Annotated in this window: 20 protein-coding genes, 1 riboswitch and 1 other annotated feature; of the genes, 8 read left to right on the top strand and 12 right to left on the bottom strand. The window is 45.5% G+C overall.

Annotated elements, in window-relative coordinates; translation table 11 throughout:
• Positions 1-213 precede the first annotated feature (213 nt).
• Positions 214-329, top strand: a riboswitch (molybdenum cofactor riboswitch).
• 102 nt (positions 330-431) lie between these two features.
• The 8 genes from Q7J41_RS14345 to Q7J41_RS14310 all read left to right on the top strand — a co-directional run bounded on the left by Q7J41_RS14345 (position 432) and on the right by Q7J41_RS14310 (position 7,969).
• Complete coding sequence (locus tag Q7J41_RS14345) at positions 432-1,289, top strand: substrate-binding domain-containing protein (RefSeq protein WP_304889123.1); 858 nt, start codon at positions 432-434, stop codon at positions 1,287-1,289.
• 60 nt (positions 1,290-1,349) lie between these two features.
• Positions 1,350-2,057 (top strand): ABC transporter permease, encoded by a 708-nt coding sequence (locus Q7J41_RS14340; protein WP_304889122.1) that lies wholly within the window; start codon positions 1,350-1,352, stop codon positions 2,055-2,057.
• Positions 2,041-2,757 (top strand): ABC transporter ATP-binding protein, encoded by a 717-nt coding sequence (locus Q7J41_RS14335; protein WP_304889121.1) that lies wholly within the window; start codon positions 2,041-2,043, stop codon positions 2,755-2,757. The genes Q7J41_RS14340 and Q7J41_RS14335 overlap by 17 nt, the downstream gene beginning before the upstream one ends.
• A gap of 163 nt (positions 2,758-2,920) precedes the next feature.
• On the top strand, positions 2,921-3,988 hold the full coding sequence (locus Q7J41_RS14330; RefSeq protein ID WP_304889120.1) for an HD-GYP domain-containing protein: 1,068 nt from the start codon (positions 2,921-2,923) through the stop codon (positions 3,986-3,988).
• Positions 3,989-4,238: 250 nt separating this feature from the next.
• Positions 4,239-5,303, top strand: a complete 1,065-nt coding sequence (locus tag Q7J41_RS14325; protein ID WP_304889119.1) for an ABC transporter ATP-binding protein — start codon at positions 4,239-4,241, stop codon at positions 5,301-5,303.
• Positions 5,290-6,135, top strand: a complete 846-nt coding sequence (locus Q7J41_RS14320) for an ABC transporter permease (RefSeq protein WP_304889118.1) — start codon at positions 5,290-5,292, stop codon at positions 6,133-6,135. Before Q7J41_RS14325 ends, Q7J41_RS14320 begins: the two co-directional genes overlap by 14 nt.
• Positions 6,132-6,911, top strand: a complete 780-nt coding sequence (locus tag Q7J41_RS14315) for an ABC transporter permease (protein WP_304889117.1) — start codon at positions 6,132-6,134, stop codon at positions 6,909-6,911. Before Q7J41_RS14320 ends, Q7J41_RS14315 begins: the two co-directional genes overlap by 4 nt.
• A gap of 17 nt (positions 6,912-6,928) precedes the next feature.
• Complete coding sequence (locus tag Q7J41_RS14310; protein WP_304889116.1) at positions 6,929-7,969, top strand: PotD/PotF family extracellular solute-binding protein; 1,041 nt, start codon at positions 6,929-6,931, stop codon at positions 7,967-7,969.
• Positions 7,970-8,096: 127 nt separating this feature from the next.
• Here the strand turns inward: Q7J41_RS14310 and Q7J41_RS14305 are convergent, their stop codons facing one another.
• From Q7J41_RS14305 to Q7J41_RS14250, 12 genes are all read right to left on the bottom strand, one after another.
• Positions 8,097-9,329: a chloride channel protein gene (locus Q7J41_RS14305; protein WP_304889115.1), complete on the bottom strand. Its 1,233-nt coding sequence runs from the start codon at positions 9,327-9,329 to the stop codon at positions 8,097-8,099.
• A gap of 23 nt (positions 9,330-9,352) precedes the next feature.
• A complete protein-coding gene (locus Q7J41_RS14300; RefSeq protein ID WP_304889114.1) occupies positions 9,353-10,402 on the bottom strand; it encodes a GGDEF domain-containing protein in 1,050 nt (349 codons plus the stop codon).
• 175 nt (positions 10,403-10,577) lie between these two features.
• Positions 10,578-11,132, bottom strand: coding sequence for a VanZ family protein (locus tag Q7J41_RS14295; protein WP_304889113.1), 555 nt, complete (start codon positions 11,130-11,132; stop codon positions 10,578-10,580).
• A gap of 453 nt (positions 11,133-11,585) precedes the next feature.
• Entirely contained in the window at positions 11,586-13,247 is a 1,662-nt protein-coding gene (ilvB, locus tag Q7J41_RS14290) for a biosynthetic-type acetolactate synthase large subunit (protein WP_304889112.1), read from the bottom strand.
• A gap of 117 nt (positions 13,248-13,364) precedes the next feature.
• Positions 13,365-15,029: a dihydroxy-acid dehydratase gene (gene ilvD, locus Q7J41_RS14285; protein WP_304889111.1), complete on the bottom strand. Its 1,665-nt coding sequence runs from the start codon at positions 15,027-15,029 to the stop codon at positions 13,365-13,367.
• Positions 15,030-15,147: 118 nt separating this feature from the next.
• Complete coding sequence (gene leuB / locus Q7J41_RS14280; protein ID WP_304889110.1) at positions 15,148-16,209, bottom strand: 3-isopropylmalate dehydrogenase; 1,062 nt, start codon at positions 16,207-16,209, stop codon at positions 15,148-15,150.
• 115 nt (positions 16,210-16,324) lie between these two features.
• Positions 16,325-17,905, bottom strand: coding sequence for a citramalate synthase (gene cimA, locus Q7J41_RS14275; protein WP_304889109.1), 1,581 nt, complete (start codon positions 17,903-17,905; stop codon positions 16,325-16,327).
• A gap of 15 nt (positions 17,906-17,920) precedes the next feature.
• Positions 17,921-19,474, bottom strand: coding sequence for a 2-isopropylmalate synthase (locus Q7J41_RS14270; protein ID WP_304889108.1), 1,554 nt, complete (start codon positions 19,472-19,474; stop codon positions 17,921-17,923).
• A gap of 200 nt (positions 19,475-19,674) precedes the next feature.
• On the bottom strand, positions 19,675-20,667 hold the full coding sequence (ilvC, locus tag Q7J41_RS14265) for a ketol-acid reductoisomerase (protein ID WP_304889107.1): 993 nt from the start codon (positions 20,665-20,667) through the stop codon (positions 19,675-19,677).
• 351 nt (positions 20,668-21,018) lie between these two features.
• Positions 21,019-21,294: a binding site (T-box leader), on the bottom strand.
• 133 nt (positions 21,295-21,427) lie between these two features.
• The gene (locus Q7J41_RS14260) at positions 21,428-22,564 is read right to left on the bottom strand and encodes a DUF362 domain-containing protein (protein ID WP_304889106.1); all 1,137 of its coding nucleotides are present in this window, start codon (positions 22,562-22,564) and stop codon (positions 21,428-21,430) included.
• 182 nt (positions 22,565-22,746) lie between these two features.
• On the bottom strand, positions 22,747-23,238 hold the full coding sequence (locus Q7J41_RS14255) for a nucleoside deaminase (protein ID WP_304889105.1): 492 nt from the start codon (positions 23,236-23,238) through the stop codon (positions 22,747-22,749).
• A complete protein-coding gene (locus Q7J41_RS14250) occupies positions 23,231-25,237 on the bottom strand; it encodes a bifunctional UDP-sugar hydrolase/5'-nucleotidase (RefSeq protein WP_304889104.1) in 2,007 nt (668 codons plus the stop codon). Before Q7J41_RS14250 ends, Q7J41_RS14255 begins: the two co-directional genes overlap by 8 nt.
• Positions 25,238-25,604: the final 367 nt, after the last annotated feature.

Genomic DNA, 25,604 nt, shown 5'->3' with positions numbered 1-25,604 from the left:
TTATAAAATAAGGATAAAAAAAAGTACAGTTTCTGATCAAATATTCGTATTTTTTGTCATTTTTCACATCTTTTTATCATAGTCACTTCGATTCTTTTGATTCGTTCATCAGTTATTGGGTACATTAATAAACAAAGATCACAAATTCTCAGTAGACTTGACTCAGACTATCTGATTTGATAGAATAAAACCAATTAAATATGGTTTCGCAGTGAAAACAAAACAATCCGAATTGATGAGCCTACGGTTTTCTATGGTTTTTCAATCGATAGAGTATCGTTAGAAATGACAATGCTTTCCAATGTGTAAAGGATGGTTAACTCAGAATTTTCGATTGTTTTTTGAGCAATCGATTATTTTTTTTGTATTCACTTCTTTTTTTGTCATCTCAAGAGTTTGTGCTCTTTTGATAATTATTCAGGAGGAAGAAAATGAAAAAGAATCTGTCAGTATTGGTTATTGCTTTATTTGTCTGTACCATTGCACTCAGTGCCTTGGGCTGCACCCCGGCAAAGAAAGATTTAGAACCCGGTTCCAACGGGGAGATCATTCTTGCTACTACCACCAGCACCCAGGATAGCGGTTTGCTGGAAGTGATCCTGCCGGATTTTGAAGCCCAAACCGGGATCGCCGTTAAGGTTGTCGCCGTGGGAACCGGTAAGGCCATGGAAATGGGCAAAGCGGGTGAAGCCGACGTGCTTCTGGTTCATGCCCGATCTCAGGAAGATCAATTTATAACCGATGGTTATGGGGTGGAACGTTTTGATGTTATGTACAACGACTTTGTGGTGCTGGGACCAAAAGAAGATCCTGCGAATGTAAAAACAACTGCCGCTGCTGATGCTACTAAAGCATTCACAGCCATCGCTGCTGTTCCATCAACCTTTGTCTCCCGGGATGATAAATCCGGTACCAATACCAAGGAACTGGCGATCTGGAAAGATGCCAACATTACCCCCACCGGCGACTGGTATTTAAAAACCGGAACCGGTATGGGCGAAACTCTGACGGTCGCCAACGAAAAGCTGGGCTACACCCTGGCTGACCGGGCAACCTATGCCAACATGAAAGATACTATGTCCAATCTGGAGATTGTCTGCGAAGGCGATGAGATGCTAAGCAATCCTTATGGGGTTATTGCCGTCTCGCCAACCATCAATTCTCAGATTAATGCCGAAGGTGCTCAGGCTTTTGTGGATTGGATCCTTTCACCTGAAGCGCAGAAACTGATTGGTTCATACAAAATTAATGGGGATCCACTGTTTACCCCTAACGCCACCCAAAAATAAAAACTCAACCGGGATCCTGGGAGAATTGCCTTCTTCCAGGATCTCATTATGGAGAAATCAATGGATTACATACTCAATGGTTTTGTTGAAGCCTTTCGGCTCATTTTTTCCTTTGACCCTGAAATTATTCAAATCGTGTTATTATCGCTTTTCGTATCTTTTTCATCCACCCTTTATGGCACCCTGGTTGGGGTTCCGCTTGGCATTCTGCTGGGAATCAACAACTTTAAAGGCAAGAAAATGGTATCTCGTTTTCTGTACACCTTTATGTCATTTCCACCGGTTATCATTGGTTTGTTTACCGCTCTCTTTTTAGCCCGTTCCGGACCTTTCGGTCAGTATCAACTGATGTATACCTCTACCGCCATGATCATTGCCCAAACGATTCTGGTTACCCCGGTCATCATGGGCATCGTCTTTAACCATGCCAGCACCAGTGGTTATGAGGTGGTTCAAGCCGGCAAAACATTGGGAGCTCAAGGGTGGAATATTCTGATCTTGCTGGTTTTAGAATTGAAAGGCGTCATTATGATCGCTCTAGTCACCGGTTTTGGGCGAGCCATATCTGAAGTCGGCGCCGTCATGATTGTGGGCGGAAATATCCGCGGCTTCACCCGGGTGATGACCACCTTCATCGCCATGAATAACAATATGGGGCAATATAGTGTTTCCATTGCCATGGGACTTATCCTGATGACCATATCGTTTCTTACTAATTCGGTTTTATACCATTTTATCATAGGGGATCAAAATGAATATCGAGACTAGAAATATAATAAAAACTTACCAAGAAAAAACGGTCCTCAACCTGGAAGATAAAAACCGTAACCTGCTTTTTGGATCCGGGAAAATTCATGGCATTATTGGTCCTAACGGATCGGGAAAAACCACTCTGATGAAAATAATGGCCGGTCTCATCGCCCCGTCCGCCGGGGATGTGCTTTATAATGGCCAGTCCTTAGACCAGGACATCCTTTCTGTAATGACCTATTCCACCCACACGCCCACCCTTTTTTCCCGATCTGTTTATGAAAATATTGCTTATCCGTTAAAAATCCGCAAACGGGATAAAGACGAGATCCATCAAATCGTATCGCAACTGTTGGAAGAGTTCGAAATTGACGATATTCGGGATCAGAGTGCCCGGCATCTTTCTGGCGGCGAAGCCCAAAAAACAGCTCTGGCCCGAGCCTTATCCTTTTCGCCCCAAGTTCTTTTTTTAGATGAGCCCACCGCGAATATCGATCCCAAAAGCATCCAGATTATCGAAGCGGCGCTGCAAAAACGAAATTGCGAACAAGGACTGTCAATTATTATTATCACCCATAATCTCAGTCAGGCTTTTCGAATCTGTAACCACCTGACTTTTCTGGATCAGGGATCCTGCCTGTTTTCAGACACCCCGGAAAAAATCATGGCATCCGACCATCCGATCATTGATGAATTTATCTCATTCAATCGATTTTAAGGTTTTATTGTCTGAACTTAACTCATACAATCTTAATTACCTTCTTTGCACTCTTCTTTTTTATCATTGTCAGGAAATTTTGATTGCAAAAACAAGGGTCTTATAGTTATAATTATTACTTAGTCCAGACTTTATAAAGGGTCATTATATTGGGAGGAAAACCATGAGATACGTACCAACATTTTGCCTGCGTGAAGGAATGATGTTAGGAAACAATCTTTGGGGTGAACGGGGCGAGTTGATTCTTGCCAAAGATACTGTTCTCACTGAGGATTACATCGAACGAATTAAAAAATTGAATTATAACGGCATATATGTTGAAGATGATCTGACCAAAGATATCCAAATCATAAATATCATAAACGACCGTGTCCGGGCCGAAACGGTTAAATGTGTTAAGGATGTCTTTATTACCACTGAGAATAAAGGGCAATTAAAAAAGAGTACCTTTAATGATATGCAAAAGCAAATCGAAAATATTGTCGATGAAATTCTTCAAAACAGCAGCATGGTCATCAATATGGTCGATCTGAAGGTTTTTGATGATTATACCTATTTCCATTCAGTAAATGTGGCGGTTCTTTCCATTGTTCTGGGTACAGCGCTGGGTCTGCGCCGGGAGCAATTATGCGATCTCGGCATCGGCGCCATCCTCCACGATATCGGAAAGGTTTTTGTCAAAAAAGATATTCTCTGCAAAGCAGGAATTCTTTCCGATGATGAATCCTGTGAAATGCAGAACCACTCGACCCTGGGTTATGATTATATCAAAAAAGTGTCAAACATCACTATGTCAGCCCGGATCGGGATTCTCGATCACCACGAGAAATTCGGTGGCGGCGGTTATCCCAACGATTTAAAGGAAGAGAAAATTTCCTTGTTTGGACGAATCATTGCCATCGCTGATGTTTACGATGCCATGACTTCTGACCGACCCTACCGCAAAGCCATCATCCCCTCAGAAGTCATCGAATATATTATGGGAGCCTCCCATACCCTATTTGATCCGGATCTGGTGAACATCTTTATCCGAAAAATCGCCCCCTATCCAATTGGCACCTGTGTGGAACTGAGTAACCGGCTAACCGGAATTATCATCGAAAACTATGAAAGCTTCTCGATGCGTCCCCGGGTTCGGATTTTCAGAAAAGACGGCGAAGACATTGCTCCTTTTGAACTCAATCTCAGTGACCGGGCATTCCTGAATATCACCGTTACCAGCATCTTATAAATGTCCTGACCTAAAACGTCGATACAGAGTGTTGTTCCTACGCATGGAACAGCACTCTGATTTTATGCTAATTTAAAAATCCCGGTTCGTAAACCTAATTTCATTGCCAAAGGTTTCATTACATGTTAGAATAAATCTATTGTAATAGAGCTTGTTAAGTAAGCAACGAACTGCTTAATCAACCCTGGGGAAAGCCTGGGGATTTTTTTGCTTAAATTTATCGTATCGATACAGACGGAGGATTTATGAATTGAAAAAAAATACCGAAAAAATTATTCAAGTTAAAAACCTGGTCAAATTCTACGGGGATAAAACCATCATCGACGAAATCAATTTTCACATTCGCGCCAATGAATTCCTGACCATTCTCGGCCCCAGCGGCTGCGGAAAAACCACCCTGCTGCGGATGATTGGCGGTTTTGAAACCCCCGATGACGGCGACATCCTTTTTGAAGGAAAATCACTGCTCAATATTCCGGCCAACAAACGACCCATTAATACCGTTTTCCAGAAATATGCCCTGTTTCCCCATTTGAATGTTTATGATAACGTTGCCTTTGGGTTGAAAATTCAAAAAAAACCATCGGCCGAAATAGCTAGCCTGGTTCAGGAAATGCTACGGATGGTCAATCTCCAGGGGCAGGAACAGCGGGATGTCAATTCCTTAAGCGGCGGCGAGCAGCAGCGGGTAGCCATTGCCCGCGCTTTGGTCAATCACCCCCAGGTACTGCTGCTGGACGAACCCCTGGGTGCTCTGGATCTCAAACTTCGTAAAAATATGCAAATGGAGCTGAAGAATCTTCAGAAAAAAACTGGTATCACCTTTATTTATGTCACCCACGACCAGGAAGAAGCGATGACTATGTCCGATACCATCATCATTATGAACCGCGGCCGGATCCAGCAGATCGGATCGCCAGTGGATATTTACAACGAACCCCGCAACGCCTTTGCCGCAGATTTTATTGGCGAAAGCAATATTCTCGATTCGATCATGCTCAAAGACTGTCTGGTCAAGCTTCAGGATGTTGAGTTCCCCTGCGTCGACAAGGGTTTTGAAGAAAACGAAGCGGTGCTCACCGTGATCCGGCCCGAGGATATTGATATTCTCCCCCCCGGCAGCGGTTTTCTGGACGGTGTCATTGAATCGGTGACCTTTCTGGGTATGCACTATGAAATTGTCATGAACTGTAAGGGCATCAACTGGCTGATTCACACTACCCGGGAGTTTTTTGCCGGCGATCAGATCAGTATCCAGGTTGACCCCAATAATATTCATATTATGAAGAAGGAAAAAGACCATGAAATCATTTAAGGAATACATTGCCTATCCCTATGGTTTGTGGATGCTTATTTTTATTGCGGTCCCGCTACTGGTGGTGGTCTGGTTCAGCTTTTTATCCAATCCGGATTTTAAAGCCGGGGTCTACACCTTTACCCTGGACAATTATCAGGAGTTTATGGATCCGGTGTATCTTGAGCTTCTGTACCGCTCGTTTTTATATGCCGTCATTGCCACTGTGATTTGTTTTATCATTGCCTATCCACTGGGGAATCTGATCATATCGCTACCCGGGCATCGCCAGAATCTGATGATCGTGTTAATGATCATCCCGATGTGGGTCAATTTCCTGCTGAGAACCTATGCCTGGATGGTGCTGCTCAGCGGTAGCGGGTTGATCTCACAATTTCTGGGGATGTTGGGTTTCCAGGATGTTTCCCTGCTGTATACCCAATCCGCCGTTATTTTGGGGATGGTATATAACTTTTTTCCCTATATGCTGTTACCGATTTATACATCCCTTAAAAAAATCGATCCCGATCTGTTACGGGCCGCCACTGATCTGGGCGCCAACCATTTCCAGATGTTTGTAAAAATCAAGCTTCCGCTCAGTCTGCCCGGCATCGTCTCTGGCTCGATGATGGTCTTTATGCCTGCGGTGAGTACCTTTGTTATTTCCAACCTGTTGGGCGGCGGAAAATATATGCTGGTCGGAAATCTGATTGAGCAGCAGTTTTTAACCCTCAACAACTGGAACTTCGGCTCAGCCATTTCGATGGTACTGATGACGATTATCTTTTTGGTTCTCGGCATCGCCCGTTTAATCACCGGGAAAGAACTCGATACCGGAGGTCAGCTGCTATGAAAAAGATTTTCAGAAATCTGGCCTTTGGCCTGATCCTGCTGTTTTTATACGCCCCCATTTTAGTGTTGATTGTTTATTCGTTTAATGATTCTAAAATTATGGGACCCTGGGCGGGCTTTACCCTTAAATGGTATGTGATGCTTTTTCAGGATCGCTATATCCTTCAGGCCTTGTACTATACCCTGATTATTGCGGTCGTGGCGACCACCGTTTCGACCATCGTGGGGACCATCTCGGCGCTGGGCATTTACCGGATGCGTTCCAAGCTAAAAAGACCCTATCTGTTATTAAATAACATCCCGGTTCTGGTGCCAGATATCGTCATGGGAATCACCTTGATGTCGCTATTTATTTTTGCTGGCATGAAAATGGGTTTAACCACCATTATTATCGCCCACATCACCTTTTGCATTCCCTATGTCATTTTGGCGGTACTGCCTCGCTTTAACCGGTTACCGGAGAACATTTTTGAGGCTGCCCTGGATCTGGGAGCAACCCCGCGCCAAGCTTTCTGGAAGGTGCTGTTCCCGGAAATTCTACCCGGTGTTACCTCTGGCGCCCTGATTGCCTTTACCCTGTCCATCGATGATTTTGTGATCAGCTTTTTTACCGCCGGAAACGGCGTCAGCAATCTGTCCATCACCATCTACTCGATGGCCAAGGCCGGCATCAACCCCAAAATAAATGCCTTGTCAACCATCATGTTCGGCTGTATCATGGTCTTATTGATCCTTATCAATATCCGCAGTGAAAAAGGAATTAAACATATCCAATAAAAAACAAGGAGAGTGAAATGAAAAAAATCTTATTAATTTTGTTGTTACTATGTCTGCCTTTTCTGGCCGGCGGCTGTGGCTCCGATGATCGGGCTGAGCTCACGGTTTATAACTGGGGCGACTATATGGATCCTGAGGTCATCGCCCAGTTTGAAGAAGAATACAATTGTCGGGTCAATTACGAAACCTTTACCTCCAATGAGGACATGTACGTCAAGGTCAAGAATTCATCGGATACCTACGATGTACTGGTACCTTCCGATTATATGATTGAACGGCTGATCAGCGAAGACATGCTCCAACCGATTACCAAAGATAATATTCCCAATCTGGCTAACCTCGATGCTGCGGCCCAAGATCTGGCCTTTGATCCCGGCAATCAATACTCGGTGCCCTATTTCTACGGGGTTTTAGGGATTGTTTATAACACCACTCAGGTCACCGACCCGGTGGATAGCTGGAATATTCTCTGGAATGATAAATACGCATCCAAAATTTTAATGTATGACAGCATTCGTGACAGCATGGGTTCCTCCCTGAAACGGCTGGGGTTCTCGATGAATGAAACTAATGAAGCCAATATCAATGCTGCCCGTGACGCCCTGATTGTCCAGAAACCACTGGTCATGGCCTATGTCACCGATAACGTCAAAAGCCTGATGGCCAGCGGTGACGCCGCCATGGCGGTAGTTTACTCCGGTGATGCCGCAATTATCATGAGTGAAACCGATAATCTCGATTTTGCCGTTCCCAAAGAAGGTTCCAATGCCTTTTATGATAATTTTGTAATTCCTAAAAATGCCCAGAATCCGGAACTGGCCGAACAATTCATCAATTTCATGCTGACCCCCGAAATTGCCGCCAAGAATATTGAATATGTCGGTTATTCCTCGCCGAATACCCCGGCTCTAGCGCTGCTTGACGCCAGCTGGTCAGCCAATGCCGGTTTTAACATCAGCAAAGAAGATCTGGCTCGCAGCGAGATCTTCAAGGATCTGCCTAGTGATGTGATGGACATCTACAACCGCGCCTGGACCGAAATTAACGTATCTAAATAATGAAGCGATCACCCCGCCGGTCGATCGCCTTGTTTCTAACCATCATCTGAAATAAGGCGCTGGCTCCAGCCAATATTAAAAAAAAGATCTGAGCATGATGCTCAGATCTTTTTATTTTCACGCTAATTTAATTATCTACTGAAACCCCAATCCACTTGGGCACTGGAATGGCACCGCCGATGACTGCGCCGATGGTCATCGGAATGATGCCATTAATGGGAAAACAAATTAATAGCAGTAAAATAACGGCTAGTGGTTTTCGCATAATAGTGGCCGTTAAGGCCGAAGTCACTACCGCCACACAAAAAATGGGATCGATGGGAAGCAACAAGGCACAAGCATAACCAATGGCTACCCCCGAAAAAATGGTGGGAAAAATGTTACCACCCCGCCAACCCATTTCGTGACAGATATTACCCATTAATAGTTTGACAATTCCGGTTAAGAGCAGCACCGCAAAACCCATGCTCGACCAGGAATTCATCACCTCAACCATTTCGTGCTCACCGGAAAACATCGTATAAGGCAGGAAAATCCCCACTCCACCAAGTATCACGCCGCCGAGAATGCCCCGGATCACAATCTTCTGCGCCAATGGTTTAACCGCCGCTTTGGCCATCTTCATAAACAGATAGTAAAGCATTCCCACTGCTACCCCAACTAGTGCCAGGGGAATCGCCGCTGCCCATTCGGCGCCCGATATTTTTTCAATAGCCGGAAAATGTCCCAAACCCAGCCTTCCGCCAAAAAGGTTCTGCAGTATCGTTAAAACGCCATATCCACTGATAATCCCTACAAAGTACATAAACATTTTCTGATTTTTAGGAATCGCCGCCGGTTTGTTTTCATCTTCAATCTGTTGCACAAAGGCAAACAGCGGCGCTCCGAAGATAACCCCAATGGTTGCGGCCATGCCAATCTGAGGCAGCTCATCTGTTTCTGAAATAATATACTTAAACCGATCCGAAAACCAGAAACATAACCCGACAATCACGCCGGTTAAACCGGCTTCCGGCCCCAGGCTTCCCCCAAATATCAGCGGCAACAAAGCTGATATGCCAATAATGTGTAAATTATTGTAGGGAATCCGTTCCCCTTTTTTAACATCCTTCAAAATCTCCGCCATCTCCCGGGGGTAGGCGCCAAAGCGCTGCTCCCACAGCCCAATGAGCAGACCGCCAAAGGCGCAGATAATCACCGGATACAGGCTAAGATTGACCGCATTTCTAACATCTGTCCATAAAAAATTGATACCCAGGTTCATGATGAAAAGCAGCGCCCAGGTAATCCCGCCGATGGTTCCGCCCAGCACCGCTACAAATAGGCTCATCACGGCTATTTCTTTAAATTTAATCCCCACGCTGTCCTCCTGTCAATCGGTACTTACACCCGTTCATTAATGAATTGCACTCTGTTTTTTCCGAATTCTTTCGCCTTGTACATTGCGATGTCAGAATAGTTTAGCAACTCGGCGGCGTTGATCCCATCCCGGGGATAGAGAGCAATGCCGAAGCTGGCGCTGATATTCAATTCCATATTTTCAACCACAAAGGGTTCCAGTATAGCGGTTCGAATTTTTTCGACATATTCAAAAATTTCTATTTCACTTAAATCACGTTGGATTTTCAGGGTAAATTCATCCCCTCCTAAACGCCCCAGCATATCCTGTTGATAAACGATTTTTTTAATTTTATCGGCAATCGATTTCAATAATAAATCGCCGATATAATGACCCTTATAGTCATTGATCTTTTTAAAATCATCCAGATCAATAAAAACCACAGTAAAATGCGCTTGCTTTTCCTGAGCACGTTCCACTAGAAAATCCAGCTTGTTGATCAACATTTCGCGGTTTGGGAGTCCGGTTAAAACATCGGTATAAGCAAGATAATTAAGCCTGACCTCGCGCTGTTTCATCTTTCTATTGAGATCCTTCAGCCTGACATTCTGCTGTAAAATTTCTTTTTCCGTACCTGCCAGTTCATCGTAGAGGGTACTGAGTTCTTTTTTTTGTGCGGTTACTTCTGTCAGCTTGATTTCAAAACTTTTTTCATAAAACGAAATAATACTGATAGTGATGATGGTGCAGAAGGGTATGACCACCCCTGGTATGGCATCCAGATTTCCGGTCAAAAATACGATTCTAATGCTGATAATTAAGGATACCAGAATATTGATACCAACTGCAATCTGGTACCCCTTATTTCTGACTGCAACAACCAGATAGACCGATACCATCACCTGAATCTGAGCGATAACACCGGCAATATTTGTTGTGCTAGCAAATCGGATCTGTAGAAACAAAGCGGTTAAGTATAAAAGCAGACAAATACCAATTTTGATCCCTGAAGCCACCCTGTTTTCCCCAGCCATCTTTTTATTTACTAAGTAATCGTTCTTCACATTTGTGATGAAATTTCTTGTATTTCCCATGAAATCCTCTCCTGGTACAGAATTCTGGTTCGCTGTGCAGACGATCGCTCAGGTTTTCACATACACCTCAGCACAATGCTCAAGCAGTAATCATCTTACGGCAATAGTTAATGACGTCTTCTCGTTCTTTTTGTATTAACATTTTTTCACCTACTCAACTTATACGCTCGATCTTCTACATCATCGCAACTATCAACGCCAATACCACCCCAAGCATTGGTAAAAAGTATCGATGCACTGCCCAGAAATGTTTGCCCTTCAGAAAGAGATAAATACCATAACCCAGAATCATACCGATCATATTGTGGAAAATATCATCCCACTCAAATAAACCCGTTCTGGTAAAAAGTTGCAGACACTCAACTGAAACTGATACAATCAGTCCAAACAGCAGTACAGTATTCCGCTTTTTAACCTCATCCTCATGCAAAAAATTTTCATAAGCCCAGGGCACCAATATCCCAACTGGTATAAACATCAGGCAATTTAATAGAACTTGCAAGACGATTCTGAACTCATGGGTCGAAAAAATATGCTGATAAGACCAGAAAGGCATCAGGTTATAGTCCACCTCACTTTTTCCCGTCCTGGCTATAAAGGTATACAGAAAAATCAAATAAAGATAAAACCAGATAGCTACTTTAAAGCATTTTTCCTGGGTAGTCCATTTTTCTTTATTGAGAATCAATAAAGAAATCAGGATTAAGATCACCAGGATTGTAATCACCATTGTTTTCCGGCTGGAAAACGGCCCAGTTTCCATGAAAAATCTATAATATAACTGTATCGCATTCATCGATATTCTTTCACCGAGTATTACCTGATTTAAGCCTTTCTTTCTTCGACTATAATTATTAACAACGCTTCGTTACCGGTATTATACTACAAGAACGCACAAAAATAAACACTTCAGAACAATTGGAAACTTTTATCACCATCAAAAAAGCCAGTTACAAAAAATACATCCTGCTCTCTTACCAAAAGCGGAAAAGGTTACCTTGCGTTCCATTCCAACATCCGCCCAAACCTTTCCATCACCGTAAATGACCTTGCTTACAGCTTGTCTTCCCAATTAGCCATGTGACAGGTCTTCTTTCAGACCATTAGCCCGGCAACATGCCTCGCAAACAAAAAAAGATGAATCTATTGTAAGATTCATCTCAGATTACATTTGTCATATTTCTTATTCGTAATAAATCTCGTCAATGGCACAGCCAGCCGGGACGATCGGGTAAACTCCTTCTTCGTTGGAAATCTTGACATGCACCAGTAATGGTCCTGGCTGATCTTTGATCGCCTCCAACGTTTCTTCTAGTTCGGCCATGGTGGTGACCTTGTAGCCGGGAATCCCGCTGGCGGCAGCCAGCATGATGTAGTCGGTGCACTGGACGATATCGGTTTGAGCATAGCGTTTGTCACTAAAGAGCTTCTGCCATTGCCTGACCATCCCCAAAGCTTCGTTGTCAAAGAGGAAGATCTTTAACGGGACCTTGTATTTACTGACGGTGATCAATTCCTGACAGTTCATTCTAAAACTGCCATCTCCGGCAATCAGTAATACATCGGCATCGGGATTGGCCAGTTTGACTCCGATGGAAGCCCCCAGGCCGTAGCCCATGGTCCCTAAACCGCCGGAGGTAATAAACTGCGCCGGACGCTTGACGTTCCAATATTGTCCCACCCACATCTGATGCTGACCGACCTCGGTGACCACAAAGGCTTCCGGGTAGGCGGCGTTAATGGTGTTAAGAATATTTTTGGGGTGGTAGTTCCCTTTTTCGACACAGGGAATGATCCAGCCTTTAATTTTTTCGGTCCATTCCGGGTAGGATTTTTCTTCAATGCCTTCCGTCAGCAGCGGCAAGACATCTTTGATGTTGCCCTGAATCTGGATTTCCGCCGGGATATTTTTGGCAAACTCGGTGGGATCCACATCAATGTGAATGATTGTTTTATTGCGGACAAAGGCGTCACAGTTCCCGGTGACCCGATCACTGAAGCGGGCGCCGATGGCAATCAGCAGATCTGAATTGATGACCGCCAGATTGGTTTCCTGGAAGCCGTGCATCCCCACCATCCCTACCGACAGCTCATGATCTCGGGGAATGCCGCCTAAGCCCATTAGGGAATTGGCCACCGGAATCCCGGATTTTTCGGCAAAAGCCAGCAGTTCTTCGTGGGCCTTAGATTTAAGCACCCCGCCGCCAGCATAGATCATCGGCCGTTCGGCAGCATTAATGGCGGCAATCGATTCAAATATCTTTGATTCCTTAATTTCCGGATAGATCTGCCGCAGCTTTGGTATAAACATTTTTTCGTATTCGGTTTTGGCCAAAAATATATCTTTGGGAATATCGATTACAACCGGACCGGGTCGTCCCGATTTAGCGATCACAAAGGCCTCCCGGATGGTGTCGGCCAGGTCATTAACGTCAGTGACCAGATAATTATGCTTGGTAATCTGCATGGTCACGCTGGTGATGTCAATTTCCTGGAAGGAATCCTTGCCTAGCAAAGGCGAAGCAACCTGTCCGGTGATGACAACCAGAGGCACAGAATCCAGATAGGCATTGGCAATCCCGGTAATGGCATTGGTTGCGCCCGGTCCGGAGGTGGTAATGGCAACCCCCACCGTATCGCTGGTTCTGGCATAGCCGTCGGCGGCATGGACACCATTTTGTTCGTGACAGGGGCCAATTTCGGTAATATCGTGGTCGAGTCGGTAAAAGGCGTCGAATAATGGAATCACGACGCCGCCAGGGAATGAAAAGACATGTTTGATACCCTGCTCTTCCAGACAGCGGACGGTGATTTCCGACCCTAATAATTGTTCTTTGTTATTCAAAATTTCACTTCCTTTCTTTTTTGGTTAGCTTATCGGGTCGTTTGCGGGCGATTGATAATCGCCCCTACGAACCGGAATTGAGGTTGTTGTTTTTATTTTACCAAGCGTTAACTTTCTTTATTTTTCAAAGACGGCGCCAGTTGATGCCGAGGTCACCAGTCTGGCATAACGGGACAGATAGCCGGTTTTGATTTTTGGTTCGATGGGAACCCAGGCGGCTTTTCGTTCGGCCAGTACAGCGTCATCCACTTTTACGGCAATTGAGCGGTTGGGGATATCAATGGCGATGATGTCACCTTCTTCGATCAGACCGATGGTTCCGCCAGCGGCTGCTTCTGGAGAAATATGGCCGATACAGGCGCCGCGGGTAGCTCCCGAGAAACGGCCGTCGGTGATTAAGGCCACATCTTTGTCCAATCCCATGCCTGCGATGGCGGAGGTTGGGAACAACATTTCCCGCATCCCCGGGCCACCTTTGGGGCCTTCATAGCGGATCACAACGACGTCGCCGGCGACAATTTTGCCGGCCTTGATGGCTTCCGTAGCTTCTTCTTCGGAGTTAAATACTCGGGCTGGGCCTTCATGTTTTAACATTTCCGGCGCTACTGCCCCCTGTTTAACGACGCCGCCGTCTGGTGCCAGGTTGCCGAAAAGAACGGCTAAACCGCCGGTTTGACTGTAGGGGTTAGCTAGTGGTCGGATCACTTCCGGGTTTTTATTGAATACTCCGGTCAGGTTTTCGGCAATCGTTTTGCCGGTTACCGTCATCAGGCTGGTATCGATCAGCTTGGCATCGGCTAAAGTTTTCATCAACGCCTGAATGCCCCCAGCGTAGTACAGATCTTCCAGATGGTGATTTCCGGCGGGTGCCAGCTTGCACAGATGAGGGGTTTTAGCGGAGATCTCGTTGACTTCCTGAAGGTCAATACAGACCCCGGCTTCGTTGGCAATCGCTGGTAAATGCAGGATGCTGTTGGTGGAACAACCCAGAGCCATATCACAGGCCAAGGCGTTTCTGAAGTTTGCATCAGTCATGATATCCCGGGGTTTAATATCCCGTTTCCACATTTCCATCACCTGAATCCCAGCTTTTTTGGCTAGCCGAACCCGCTCGGCAAAAACAGCGGGAATGGTGCCGTTGCCAGGCAGCCCCATGCCCAACACTTCGGTCAGGCAGTTCATGCTGTTGGCAGTGAACATTCCCGAGCAGGAACCGCAGCCGGGGCAAACGGAGTCTTCAAAGGATTTAAGCTCTTTTTCATCAATCTTGCCGGCGTTGAAGGCACCTACTGCTTCAAAAGCAGTATTTAAATCGGTGTCCTTCTGACCCACGGCTTTTCCGGTGAGCATTGGGCCGCCGCTGACTACCACGGCCGGAATATTCAGCCGGGCGGCAGCCATCAGCATGCCAGGGACAACCTTATCGCAATTGGGAATCAAAACCAGCGCATCAAGGGAATGAGCGGTAGCCATGATTTCAATCGAATCGGCAATCAGTTCGCGGGAAGCGAGGGAATATTTCATCCCCACATGACCCATGGCGATACCGTCACAAACTCCGATGGCCGGGAATTCGATGGGGGTTCCCCCAGCCATGCGAACGCCGTCCTTAACCGCTTTAGTGATAGTATTTAAATGAATATGTCCGGGAATGATTTCATTAAAGGAATTAACCACGCCAATTAAGGGTTGCTCCAGTTCTTCGTCGATATAACCCATGGCTTTGAATAAAGAGCGCTGGGGAGTTGTTTCAACTCCTTTTTTTACACGATCACTTTTCATTTGATATCCTTTCTTTTGTGGTTTTGATGTTTTCAAATTAATATTGTTCCGGTTTGCGGGCGATTGATAATCGCCCCTACTAATAATTATGAACGTTTGGTTTTTAGTTTAAATAATTTTACAGGTTTTCGATGATTTTCTGGCCCATTTCGACGGTGCCAACCAGGGTCATACCAGCTGAGAAGATGTCGCCGGTGCGGTAGCCTTGTGCCAGGGTTTTTTGAACGGCAGCTTCGATGGCATCGGCTTCGGTAATCAGATCCAGCGAGTATCGTAGCATCATCGCTACCGATACGATGGTCGCAATCGGATTGGCTTTGTTCTGGTTGGCAATATCGGGGGCGGAACCATGAATTGGTTCAAACATTCCGAATTTGCCGTCGGCCATACTGGCTGATGGCAACATCCCGATGGAACCGGTGATCATGCTCGCTTCGTCAGATAAGATATCGCCAAACAGGTTACCGGTAACGATGACGTCAAACTGTTTGGGGTTGATAACCAGTTGCATCGCAGCGTTATCGACATATAAATGGTTCAATTCCACCTCAGGATAGTCTTTGGCCACTTCTTCCACACAGCTTCGCCAGAATCGGGAAACTTCCAGGACATTGGCTTTATCGACGTTGGTCACTTTCTTACCACGTTTCATGGCAATTTCAAAAGCTTTTTTAGCAATCCGCAGGACTTCTGGTCGGGTATATTTCATAATATCCCAGGCGGCAAAATCGCCGTCACGGCCTTTTTCACCAAAATATACATCGCCAGTCAGCTCCCGAACCACCATAATATCCAGACCGTCAGCAATGATTTCTGGTTTTAACGGACAGGCGGCTTTCAATTCTTCATAAAGAATGGCTGGTCTCAGGTTGGCATAAAGACCCAGGCTTTTTCTTAAACCCAGCAGACCGGCTTCCGGTCGTTTATCACCAGGAAGGTTATCCCATTTTGGTCCGCCCAGGGCGCCTAGTAAAACGGCATCACTAGCCAGACAAATATCCACGGTTTCCTGAGGCAGTGGGTTATCACAGGCGTCAATGGCGGCGCCACCGGCTAATACCTCGGTATAGTTAAAGGTATGGTCAAACTTTTCAGCAATTTTATCTAAGACTTTGATACTGGCCCCGACAATTTCAGGGCCGATTCCGTCTCCGGGAATTACGGCTATTTTATAATTCATTTGTTCTCCTCGTTATCTTTATTTGGTGATGATTGGCTTTGCTGTTTTTATAATTGAATGACGTTGGCGGGCGATTGATAATCGCCCCTACGAACCGCTACTAATCGTTGTTTGTTTATTTTTCTCGTTCCTCATCGTTTAACAGTTTGTATTCGATGGAATCGATCAGAGCGATCAGACTGGCTTCGATAATATCGGTGGAAACTCCGACGTTAGTCCAGATGTCCACGCCGTCGGAGCTTTCAATCAGCACCCGAACCTTGGAGGCGGTGGCTGATTTGGAATCGATGACCCGAACCTTAAAGTCGGTCAGGCGAACCTCGCTGATTTTGGGGTAAAAGACTTCCAGCGCTTTTCTGAGCGCCTTATCTAGCGCATTGACCGGGCCATCCCCTTCGGCGGCATTGATTTCCGATTGACCGTCGACGTTAATTTTGACCACGGCGGAGGAGCTGAGGGCTTCTTTGGTATGGGTTTGTTCGCCAATGGTTTTGAAATCTTCCAGGGTGAAAAATGGTTTGTGCATCCCCAGCTCTTTGCGGATCAGCAATTTGACACTACTTTCGGCTCCTTCAAACTGATAGCCTTGGTATTCCAGCTCTTTGATGCGATCCATCACCCGGGTGGTTTCGTCAGATTTCTTGGTGAGACTTGGATCGACCTCGTTGATCAGTTGAATAATAGTGCTGCGGCCGGAAACCTCGGACATTAAAATTCGTCGTTCGTTTCCTACCGCTTCCGGCGTTACATGCTCAAAAGAGGCCGGGTTTTTTATGACGGCGTCGATATGCATGCCGCCCTTGTGAGCAAAGGCTGATTTCCCGACAAAGGGTTCGCGGCCGGTGAGGGCATAATTGGAAATCTCAGCAATCCGAATCGCTGAGGATGTGAGTTTTTTAAGCTCCGTATCGGCCAGACAATGGAATCCCATTTTTAGCTGCAGATTAGGGATAATGGTGGCGAGATTAGCATTTCCACAGCGTTCGCCATAGCCCAGGAAGGTTCCCTGAACCTGACGGGCGCCGGCGTGAACGGCCATCAATGAGTTGGCCACAGCCAGGCCACTGTCATTATGGCAATGGATCCCCAGGGGAATCCGTAATTTCTGGCGCACATCGTTAACGATTTCCAGAATTTCATAGGGCAGGGTGCCGCCGTTGGTGTCACAGAGAGCCAGACAATCGGCTCCCCCTTCCTGGGCAGCCAGCAGAGCTTCGATGGCATAGGCCGGATCGTTCTTATAGCCATCAAAAAAATGTTCCGCATCAAAGGTTACATCTTTTCCCTGGGCTTTGAGATAGGCCATGGTTTCTTCGATCATTTTCAGGTTTTCGGCCAGGGTGGTTTTGATGATATCAGTGATGTGAAAGGTCCAGCTTTTTCCAAAAATGGCTACCCCCGGGGTTTCTGTTTCGAGAATGGCCTTTAGATTGGCATCATCCTCAACGGCAATACCGCCCCGTCGGGTGCTGCCAAAGGCAACCAACTTGGCATGTTTAAGGTGGATGCCTTTGATGCGATTGAAAAACTCGATGTCTTTTGGGTTGGAGCCGGGGTTTCCGGCTTCAATATAATCAATCCCCATTTTATCCAGGGTTTCGACCACGCGGATTTTGTCTTCCACAGAGAAGGAAATTCCTTCGGCCTGGGCCCCATCTCTGAGGGTAGAATCAAAGACTAATATTTTTTCTGACATTCCAATTCCCCCTTATCACGGTTTTTTACTTGCTTGTTCCTGGGTTTCTTTACTTTGACTATCATTTATATAAAGCATCTGGTTCACGGCGTCAACATAGGCTTTTAAACTGGCATCGATGATGTCAGTGCTTAGTCCCCGGCCATGATACACATGGGTGCCATCGGATATTTTAACCTGCGCCTCGCCCTGAGCATCGGTGCCATCGGTGACGGCAGTGACCCCATAATCTATCAGGGTCAGATCACAGTCAACTAATTCGCTGATGGCTTTGAACCCGGCGCTGATCGGGCCGTCTGCCAGCGATACGCCTTCGATAAGATCGCCGTTTTTTCGTAACCTGATGGTTGCGGCGGTCGAAATGGTATTCCCGGTACTGATAACAAACCGATCCAGAGAGTAAACTTCGGGAATGGCCAATTGTTTTTGTTCAACCAGCGCCAGAATGTCTTTATCCGAAACGACTTTTTTCTTATCAGCCAGGATCTTGAACTGATTAAATAAATCCAATACTTCTTCATCACTTAAGGTATAGCCCAGCGAGGTCAGTTTATCAACAAAGGCATGCTTACCGGAGTGTTTGCCCAGCACCATTTTATTTTCTTTTAAGCCGATCGATTCCGGCGTCATAATTTCGTAGGTTTCCTTATTGGCCATCATGCCATGCTGGTGGATGCCTGACTCATGGGCGAAGGCATTTTCGCCGACAATGGCTTTATTAGGCTGTACTCGAACTCCAGTCAACTTAGATAACAAACGGCTGGAGCGATAGATTTGGGTGGTGTCGATATTGGTATCCACCTGGTAAACATCGTAGCGGGTTTTAAGCGCCATAACAATTTCTTCCAGGGCGGCATTTCCGGCCCGTTCGCCGATCCCGTTAACGGTACATTCCACCTGGCCGGCGCCGGCCTGAATGGCTGCCAAGGAGTTGGCCACACCCAGCCCCAGATCGTCATGAACATGAACGGAAATGGTGGCCTTATCGATGTTCGGCACGTTGTTGCGGATGCCTTCGATAAATTTGAAATATTCACCGGGGGTGGTATAACCCACCGTATCCGGGACGTTGACTATGGTAACCCCTTGATTGATAACCCCTTCCAGCACCTGGTATAAGAATTCCGGTCGGGTTCGGGAAGCATCTTCGGCTGAAAACTCTACTTCACCGCACAGGTTTCTGGCAAATTTTGCCATTGCAATGGCCTTTTCCAGTACCGTTTCCGGCGACATCCGCAGCTTGTATTCCATGTGAATGTCCGAGGTTGCCAAAAAGTAATGAATGCGCGGGTTCACCGCACCTTTTAAGGCTTCATAGGCGGTGGTTATATCTTTTTCGGTACTACGAGCCAGGCTGGCGACAGTGGCATTTTTAATCTCATTGGCAACCAGTTGAACCGACTCAAAATCACCAGGAGATGCAATGGCAAATCCGGCTTCAATGACGTCAATTCTCAGACGTTCGAGTTGTTTCGCCATCTCTAATTTTTCTTTCAGGTTCATACTGCAACCCGGTGACTGTTCCCCATCTCGAAGGGTGGTATCAAATATTTTAACGATTCTGCTCATTGCATCTCCTCCTAATTATTTTATGATGATCAATTAATTATTGCATTCGTAGGGGCGATTGATAATCGCCCCTACAAATTTACATAAAAAACGATTTAGTAAATTCATGATTGCTTCTAAAACAATCTTTGTTTTTTTGTTTTAAAAAAAGGCAGAAGGTCTTCTGCCTTTTTATTATGTCTAATATGTTTTTTTAATGCTTATTTTTTAATCCAGGACATCATGGTTCGTAATTCAGCGCCGACTTTTTCAACCTGAGTTTCAGTTTCAATCCGTCTGACGGCATTGAAGTATGGTCGGTTTGCCTGGTTTTCAAGGATCCAGTTACGGGCAAAGGTACCATCCTGAATGTCATTAAGAACACCCTTCATGGCTTTTTTAGTGTCTTCAGTGATGATTTTGCTGCCAGTGATGTAATCACCATACTCAGCCGTATCACTGATGGAATAACGCATATAGCCTAATCCACCCTGAACAACTAAATCGATGATCAGTTTCATTTCGTGAACACATTCAAAATATGCGCTTTCTGGTTGGTATCCAGCTTCTACCAGAGTATCAAAACCAGCTTTCATCAGCGCTGTTACCCCGCCACAAAGAACCGCTTGTTCACCGAATAAATCAGTTTCGGTTTCTTCTTTGAAAGTTGTTTCAAGGATACCGGCACGGCCGCCGCCGATTCCGGAAGCATAAGCTAAGCCCAGATCATGGGTGTTGCCTGTTGGATCCTGGTAAACGGCAATCAGACAGGGAACGCCGCGGCCTTCCTGATATTGGCTTCTGACGGTGTGTCCTGGTCCTTTTGGTGCGATCATGAAGACATTGACGTCAGCTGGTGGAATGATCTGACCATAATGAATATTGAAACCATGGGCAAAGACAAGGCTGTTGCCTGCTTCTAGGTTTGGTAAAATACTTTCTTTGTAGATCGCTGCCTGTCTTTCATCGGGAAGCAGAATCATTACGATATCCGCTACTTTTGTAGCATCGGCTGCGGTCATTACTTTTAAACCAGCTTCTTCAGCGATTGGCCAGGATTTGCTGCCTTCATAAAGACCAACAATAACATTCACACCTGATTCTTTCAGATTTAGTGCATGAGCATGCCCCTGACTTCCGTATCCAATAATTGCAACTGTTTTTCCATCGAGTAACCCCAGATTACAATCTGCGTCATAAAATAATTTTGCCATTCGTTAATTTCCTCCTTGAAATGTTTTAATAGTTTGATCTTTAAATTATATAAATCCACTTAATGTGACCATTATATACTCACGTATGTTGTGTAAATCGTACCGACCAATTGTTAATCTGTTGTTTGCTGCAGAATCGGACACTAATAAGAAATAAAAAATTTCTCATTAGTCGCGAGCAGTCGCCAACTACAAGCAAGCTTGTGATTGGCTCGTTGCTTTCGCGGAGCCTACGGCGTGTCCGCTCTGATGCAAACAACATGATGTAACAATTGTCGGTACTTACTTTTTGTTTATTCAACTTACTTAACCGCATAGCTTTATAAATTAAAAAAATCCGCCTCTGTAAAAAACAGAGGCGGATATAAGTATCCACGGTACCACTCTAAAATTTGAAATAACCTCACAATTATTTCCTCTTCTGGTCTGATCGCAAGACGAACCTAACCATAGTCATTTAACGTTGACATCCCGGATGGGATCACGGCCTTCCCTACTAATTGGGTAAATTTTCAGGTTGGCAGCTCGCAAGTGAGTATTACATACCATTGTATTATTGGAATCACACCATCCTCCAACTCTCTTAAATACAATTTTTGGTATCTTTCTCTTGGTCATAGCAGTTATTTTATTTGATTATTTTTAATTAAAACTTTTTGTATTTGAGTCATTATATCTATTTATTTTGCCTTTGTCAATCACAAAATATCAAAGAAATCATGATATCGGTTTCTAGATTGAACCATTGTAAAGCCAGCTCTTAAACCTCGGTAATTTCGTATTCCTTATTGCCCAGACCCAGCTTGACAGCATGATCAACACAGACCTTCCAGTTTGTATCCGGGTGAACCAGGGTAAAGACATCCAGTTCAGACAGATCCTGAACTTCGTTTTCGATAATTCGTTCCTCAGCACAACTGCCCCGCAGAATCCGGGCGTTGTTGCAGGCATCAGCACAAGCCATATCCAGAGCCACCGGATCGATTGATGCAAAAATACCGACATCCTGAATGATCGGCAGATCGTTTTCGACATGGCAGTCGCAGTTAGGTGAAACATCGATGACAAAACTGATGTGGAAATGGGGTCGTCCGTCTAACACGGCCTGGCTATATTCGGCGATTTTTTTATTGAGGATATCATTGCTCTCATCGTATTTGGGTGAAATAGCATCAAAGGGACAGACCCCAATACAGCGTCCGCAACCCACGCAAATGTCGTGGTTGATGCTGGCTTTGCCATCTTCTTGACCATATGAAATGGCCTGCACGGCACAGATCTTGCCGCACATTTCACAACTCCGACACTTCTTTTCCTTAACAAAGGGTTTACTGTTGGAATGCATTTCCATTTTTCCCCGCCGTGAACCGCAACCCATGCCGATGTTTTTCAGCACGCCGCCAAAGCCAGTATTTTCGTGGCCTTTGAAATGAGTCATCGAGATAAAGACATCGGCATCCATTATCGCTCGGCCGATTTTAGCCGCAGCCACACATTCGCCGCCAGCCAGTGGCACCTCAATATCATCGGTGCCCTTCAGGCCATCCCCAATAATCACATGACAGCCGGTGACAAAGGGGTTATAACCATTTTCGTAGGCCGCATCGAGGTGCTCCAAAGCATCTTTTCGTCGTCCTACATATAGAGTATTGCAATCGGTCAGAAACGGTTTCCCACCTCTTTCTTTGATCATATCCACAATGACACGGGAATAATTAGGTCTAAGATAGGCCAGATTTCCCGGTTCGCCCAGATGGATCTTAATCGCCGCAAATTTGTTTTCAAAATCGATATCGGTCATGCCGGCGGCGGTGACCAATTTTTCTAATTTTTTTAATATATTGTTAGAGCCGGTGGTCCGTAATGTTGTAAAGTACACCTTGGATTTCTGATTCATTCGTGTTTCTCCTATTCTAAATCTTTTTTAGTCAAACCGAGTATTGTTTAGACAATCATCTTAAAATTGTTTTCACCTCGAATACACATGTCTTTCATTTAAGAACATTTTATCATATCCTCTTATTTAATTCAATACCCAATTAAACGGCATATTTCCCATGTCCTCTTGAACTTTCAAAGTTACATTTCAATTCTTCTTTTCTCAAAAAATGCTTTCAGTAATTCTTCGCATTCTTGCTCACAGATACCGGCGTAAATTTCCATCTGTTTGGGAAGCATCGGGTGTTGCCCCAGCCAGGCGGTGGACTCGACCCCCCCGAATTTCTTTTCGGCGGCACCATAGACCAGCAAGGGGATTCGGGCCTGGATAATAGCTCCCATACACATCACGCAGGGTTCGGCGGTGACATACAGTTGACAGTCGCCAAGTCGCCAGCGGCCCAATTTTTCTGCCCCTGCCCGAATCACCAGCATTTCGGCATGGGCGGTGGGATCCGCCAGACTTTCCTTCTGATTATGAGCCCGGGCAATAATCCTGCCGTCGCAAACCAGCACCGCCCCGATCGGCACCTCGCCCCTGGATGCTCCTTCTTTTGCAGTCTCAATTGCCAGGGTCATGATCTCCTGGAGGTTGTTTTTTTTGTTTATGATAACCTCTCCTCTATCAGACATAAAAAACCGATCTGAGCATAATCGTCCAAGGCCATGGCTCATAGCCTGTTCTAGGATTGTTGGATGACTGTTTTTGTATTGGTTGAACCGGCTGAGGATTAGGTACCGGTTGAGGTACTGTACCTGGGGTCACGTTGGGGGTGTTGATGGCCGCCATAAAACGGTCATTACCAGCGTTCTGTAGATAACTGATAAAGGCTTCATCACAGGCTGAATACTCATTGATGATGGCGGCGTCCTGTAAACCCGGGTAATCGCTGCTGGTGGCCAGATAATTATTGCAGGCAATGGTATACATCCGGTTGGGATCCAGATCTGCAGCTCCGACCTTGGCTATGTATACCCGCTGACCCACTGGTTTGGTTAAATCATACTGGGCGGTGATGCCGCTCCATTGCAGATAACTGCCACTGTTGCTGGGCCAGGAATTATCATTTTTATCATTGGCAATCCGGTTATTGATGCCGATTTCGATGCTAGTTTCCAGCATTTTTTTAATATTCGCTCCAGAAACTGACTTGGTTACCAGATAATTCCCAAAGGGCAGCACGTCGATGACCTGACCCTTATTGATATCGCCGGCGGGAATCTGAGCCCGGATTCCCCCGGCATTTTCAGCGGCGATCTCAGCACCGGTAACAAAACGGTAACTGTCGGACAGGGCTCGACCCAGATTCAGTTCATTCAGCCGGACATCCTGCCAGATATTGTCAGTGCTCCCACCCAGTTTTACAGGGGTATTTCCAACCACCTGTTTTTTAATGGGATCTTCCCGGGCTTCAATTTCCGCTGTCAGGGCTGCCACCGTCGGGTCTGCCGGAATGACATCATCCGTTGCTTGGGCAACGGTTGTCAGGGTTTCTGTTTTGTTTACAACCGTATAGGTTACTTCCACTCCATTGGTTGCGATATATTCCGCCGCCTGCACCAATGCCTCTTCTCCATCCAAATTTTCCTGAATGATGGCTTCGGCATTTATTTCTTCTGCCTGGTTTTCTACCAAAGTGTCTTCAGTTGCTAAGATTTCTTCAACCGTTATTTCAGACTCAAGAATTTCTGTTGTTAATTCATCTGATGCTGTTTCTGCGGCTGGTACTGCTTCAGTATTTCCAGCTTCCGGGGGTTCAATCCGGGCTGCCAGTGCTACTGCTTTTTTCAGGGTAATCTCAACCTCCCCCACCGCACTGGAATAACAGCCGGTTTGGACGATCAGGGTACCATTGACTTCCCGGTTTTCCACATCATGGGTGTGACCATCGACAATCACATCGATTCCCGGTGCGCCCTGGGCAATGGCGTCACTGCGCATTAAGGTGCCATTATCGGAGTCCCCAATATGAGTCAGGGCAACGATCACGTCACAACCCTGGGCTTCCAGCGCCGCTACTGATTGCTGAGCGGTAGCAATCACCGATTCCCGGGTGCCAAAGGTCAGTCCGGCTACATTGGCCGGAGCCGTATCCCCATAAATATCCGGACTGATCAGTCCAAATACGCCGATTTTAATGATTACACCATCTACCGCAATTTCCTTGATTAGATAGTCATCCGCAAAAAAAGCTTCCCCGGTCGCAGTGAAAACCACATTGTTTCCCAGGATTTTGGTGTTAGCCATGGTTCCCAGCTCCAGCAATCGTGCGCTTCCATAATTAAAATCGTGATTCCCCGGAGCGATAGCATCAAAACCCACTGCTGTCATCAATTCAGCAATCGAACCGCCGGTTTCGATGGTGGCAAAGGACTGACCGTGAAAGATATCCCCAGCATCCACGGTTAAATCAGGGCTTTCCTGATTGATAATGGTCTTGAGTTTGGCATAGCCGATCGTGTTGTTTTTGACACTGTAGGTATAACGGGAATGAGTGTCGTTAGTGTGAATGATTTTTAGGGTAATGGTCTGATCATCATTGACAGTGGCTGCGAACGCTACGGAACCAAAGCAATTAAATATCAATAACAGCATCAATAATAAGGTCAGTTCTTTTTTGAATTTTTTCATCTACACATCCCTCTTTCAACAGTTTTCGTTTTCTTATTAGTCTATTATATAGTCTTTTAACCCAGATTCAAAGTAATAAAAAATCGCATCGGAAAAGTTTTTCCAACACAATTTTAGCACGAATCTACAATAGTCGAAATTTTCCGAGATCTTTGAAAACCCTATTTTTTTTAAATGCCTAATATCCAACTATTCACTGTTTTTTCATCTATTATGCTTTTGCTATTTAACGATCAGCTATGTTGTGCGCAAATTATGACATCGGGATGTTTCGAGACCTACGTCAGTGTTCCTGATGATGATATTACTTTTTAGCCACCTGCCTATAAAGGTACATAGAACTGGATAAAACGCAGGTAAAAACAAG

Source organism: Acetobacterium sp., assembly GCF_030652775.1.
Classification (GTDB): domain Bacteria; phylum Bacillota; class Clostridia; order Eubacteriales; family Eubacteriaceae; genus Acetobacterium.
This window is presented reverse-complemented; position numbering and strand designations above follow the sequence as displayed.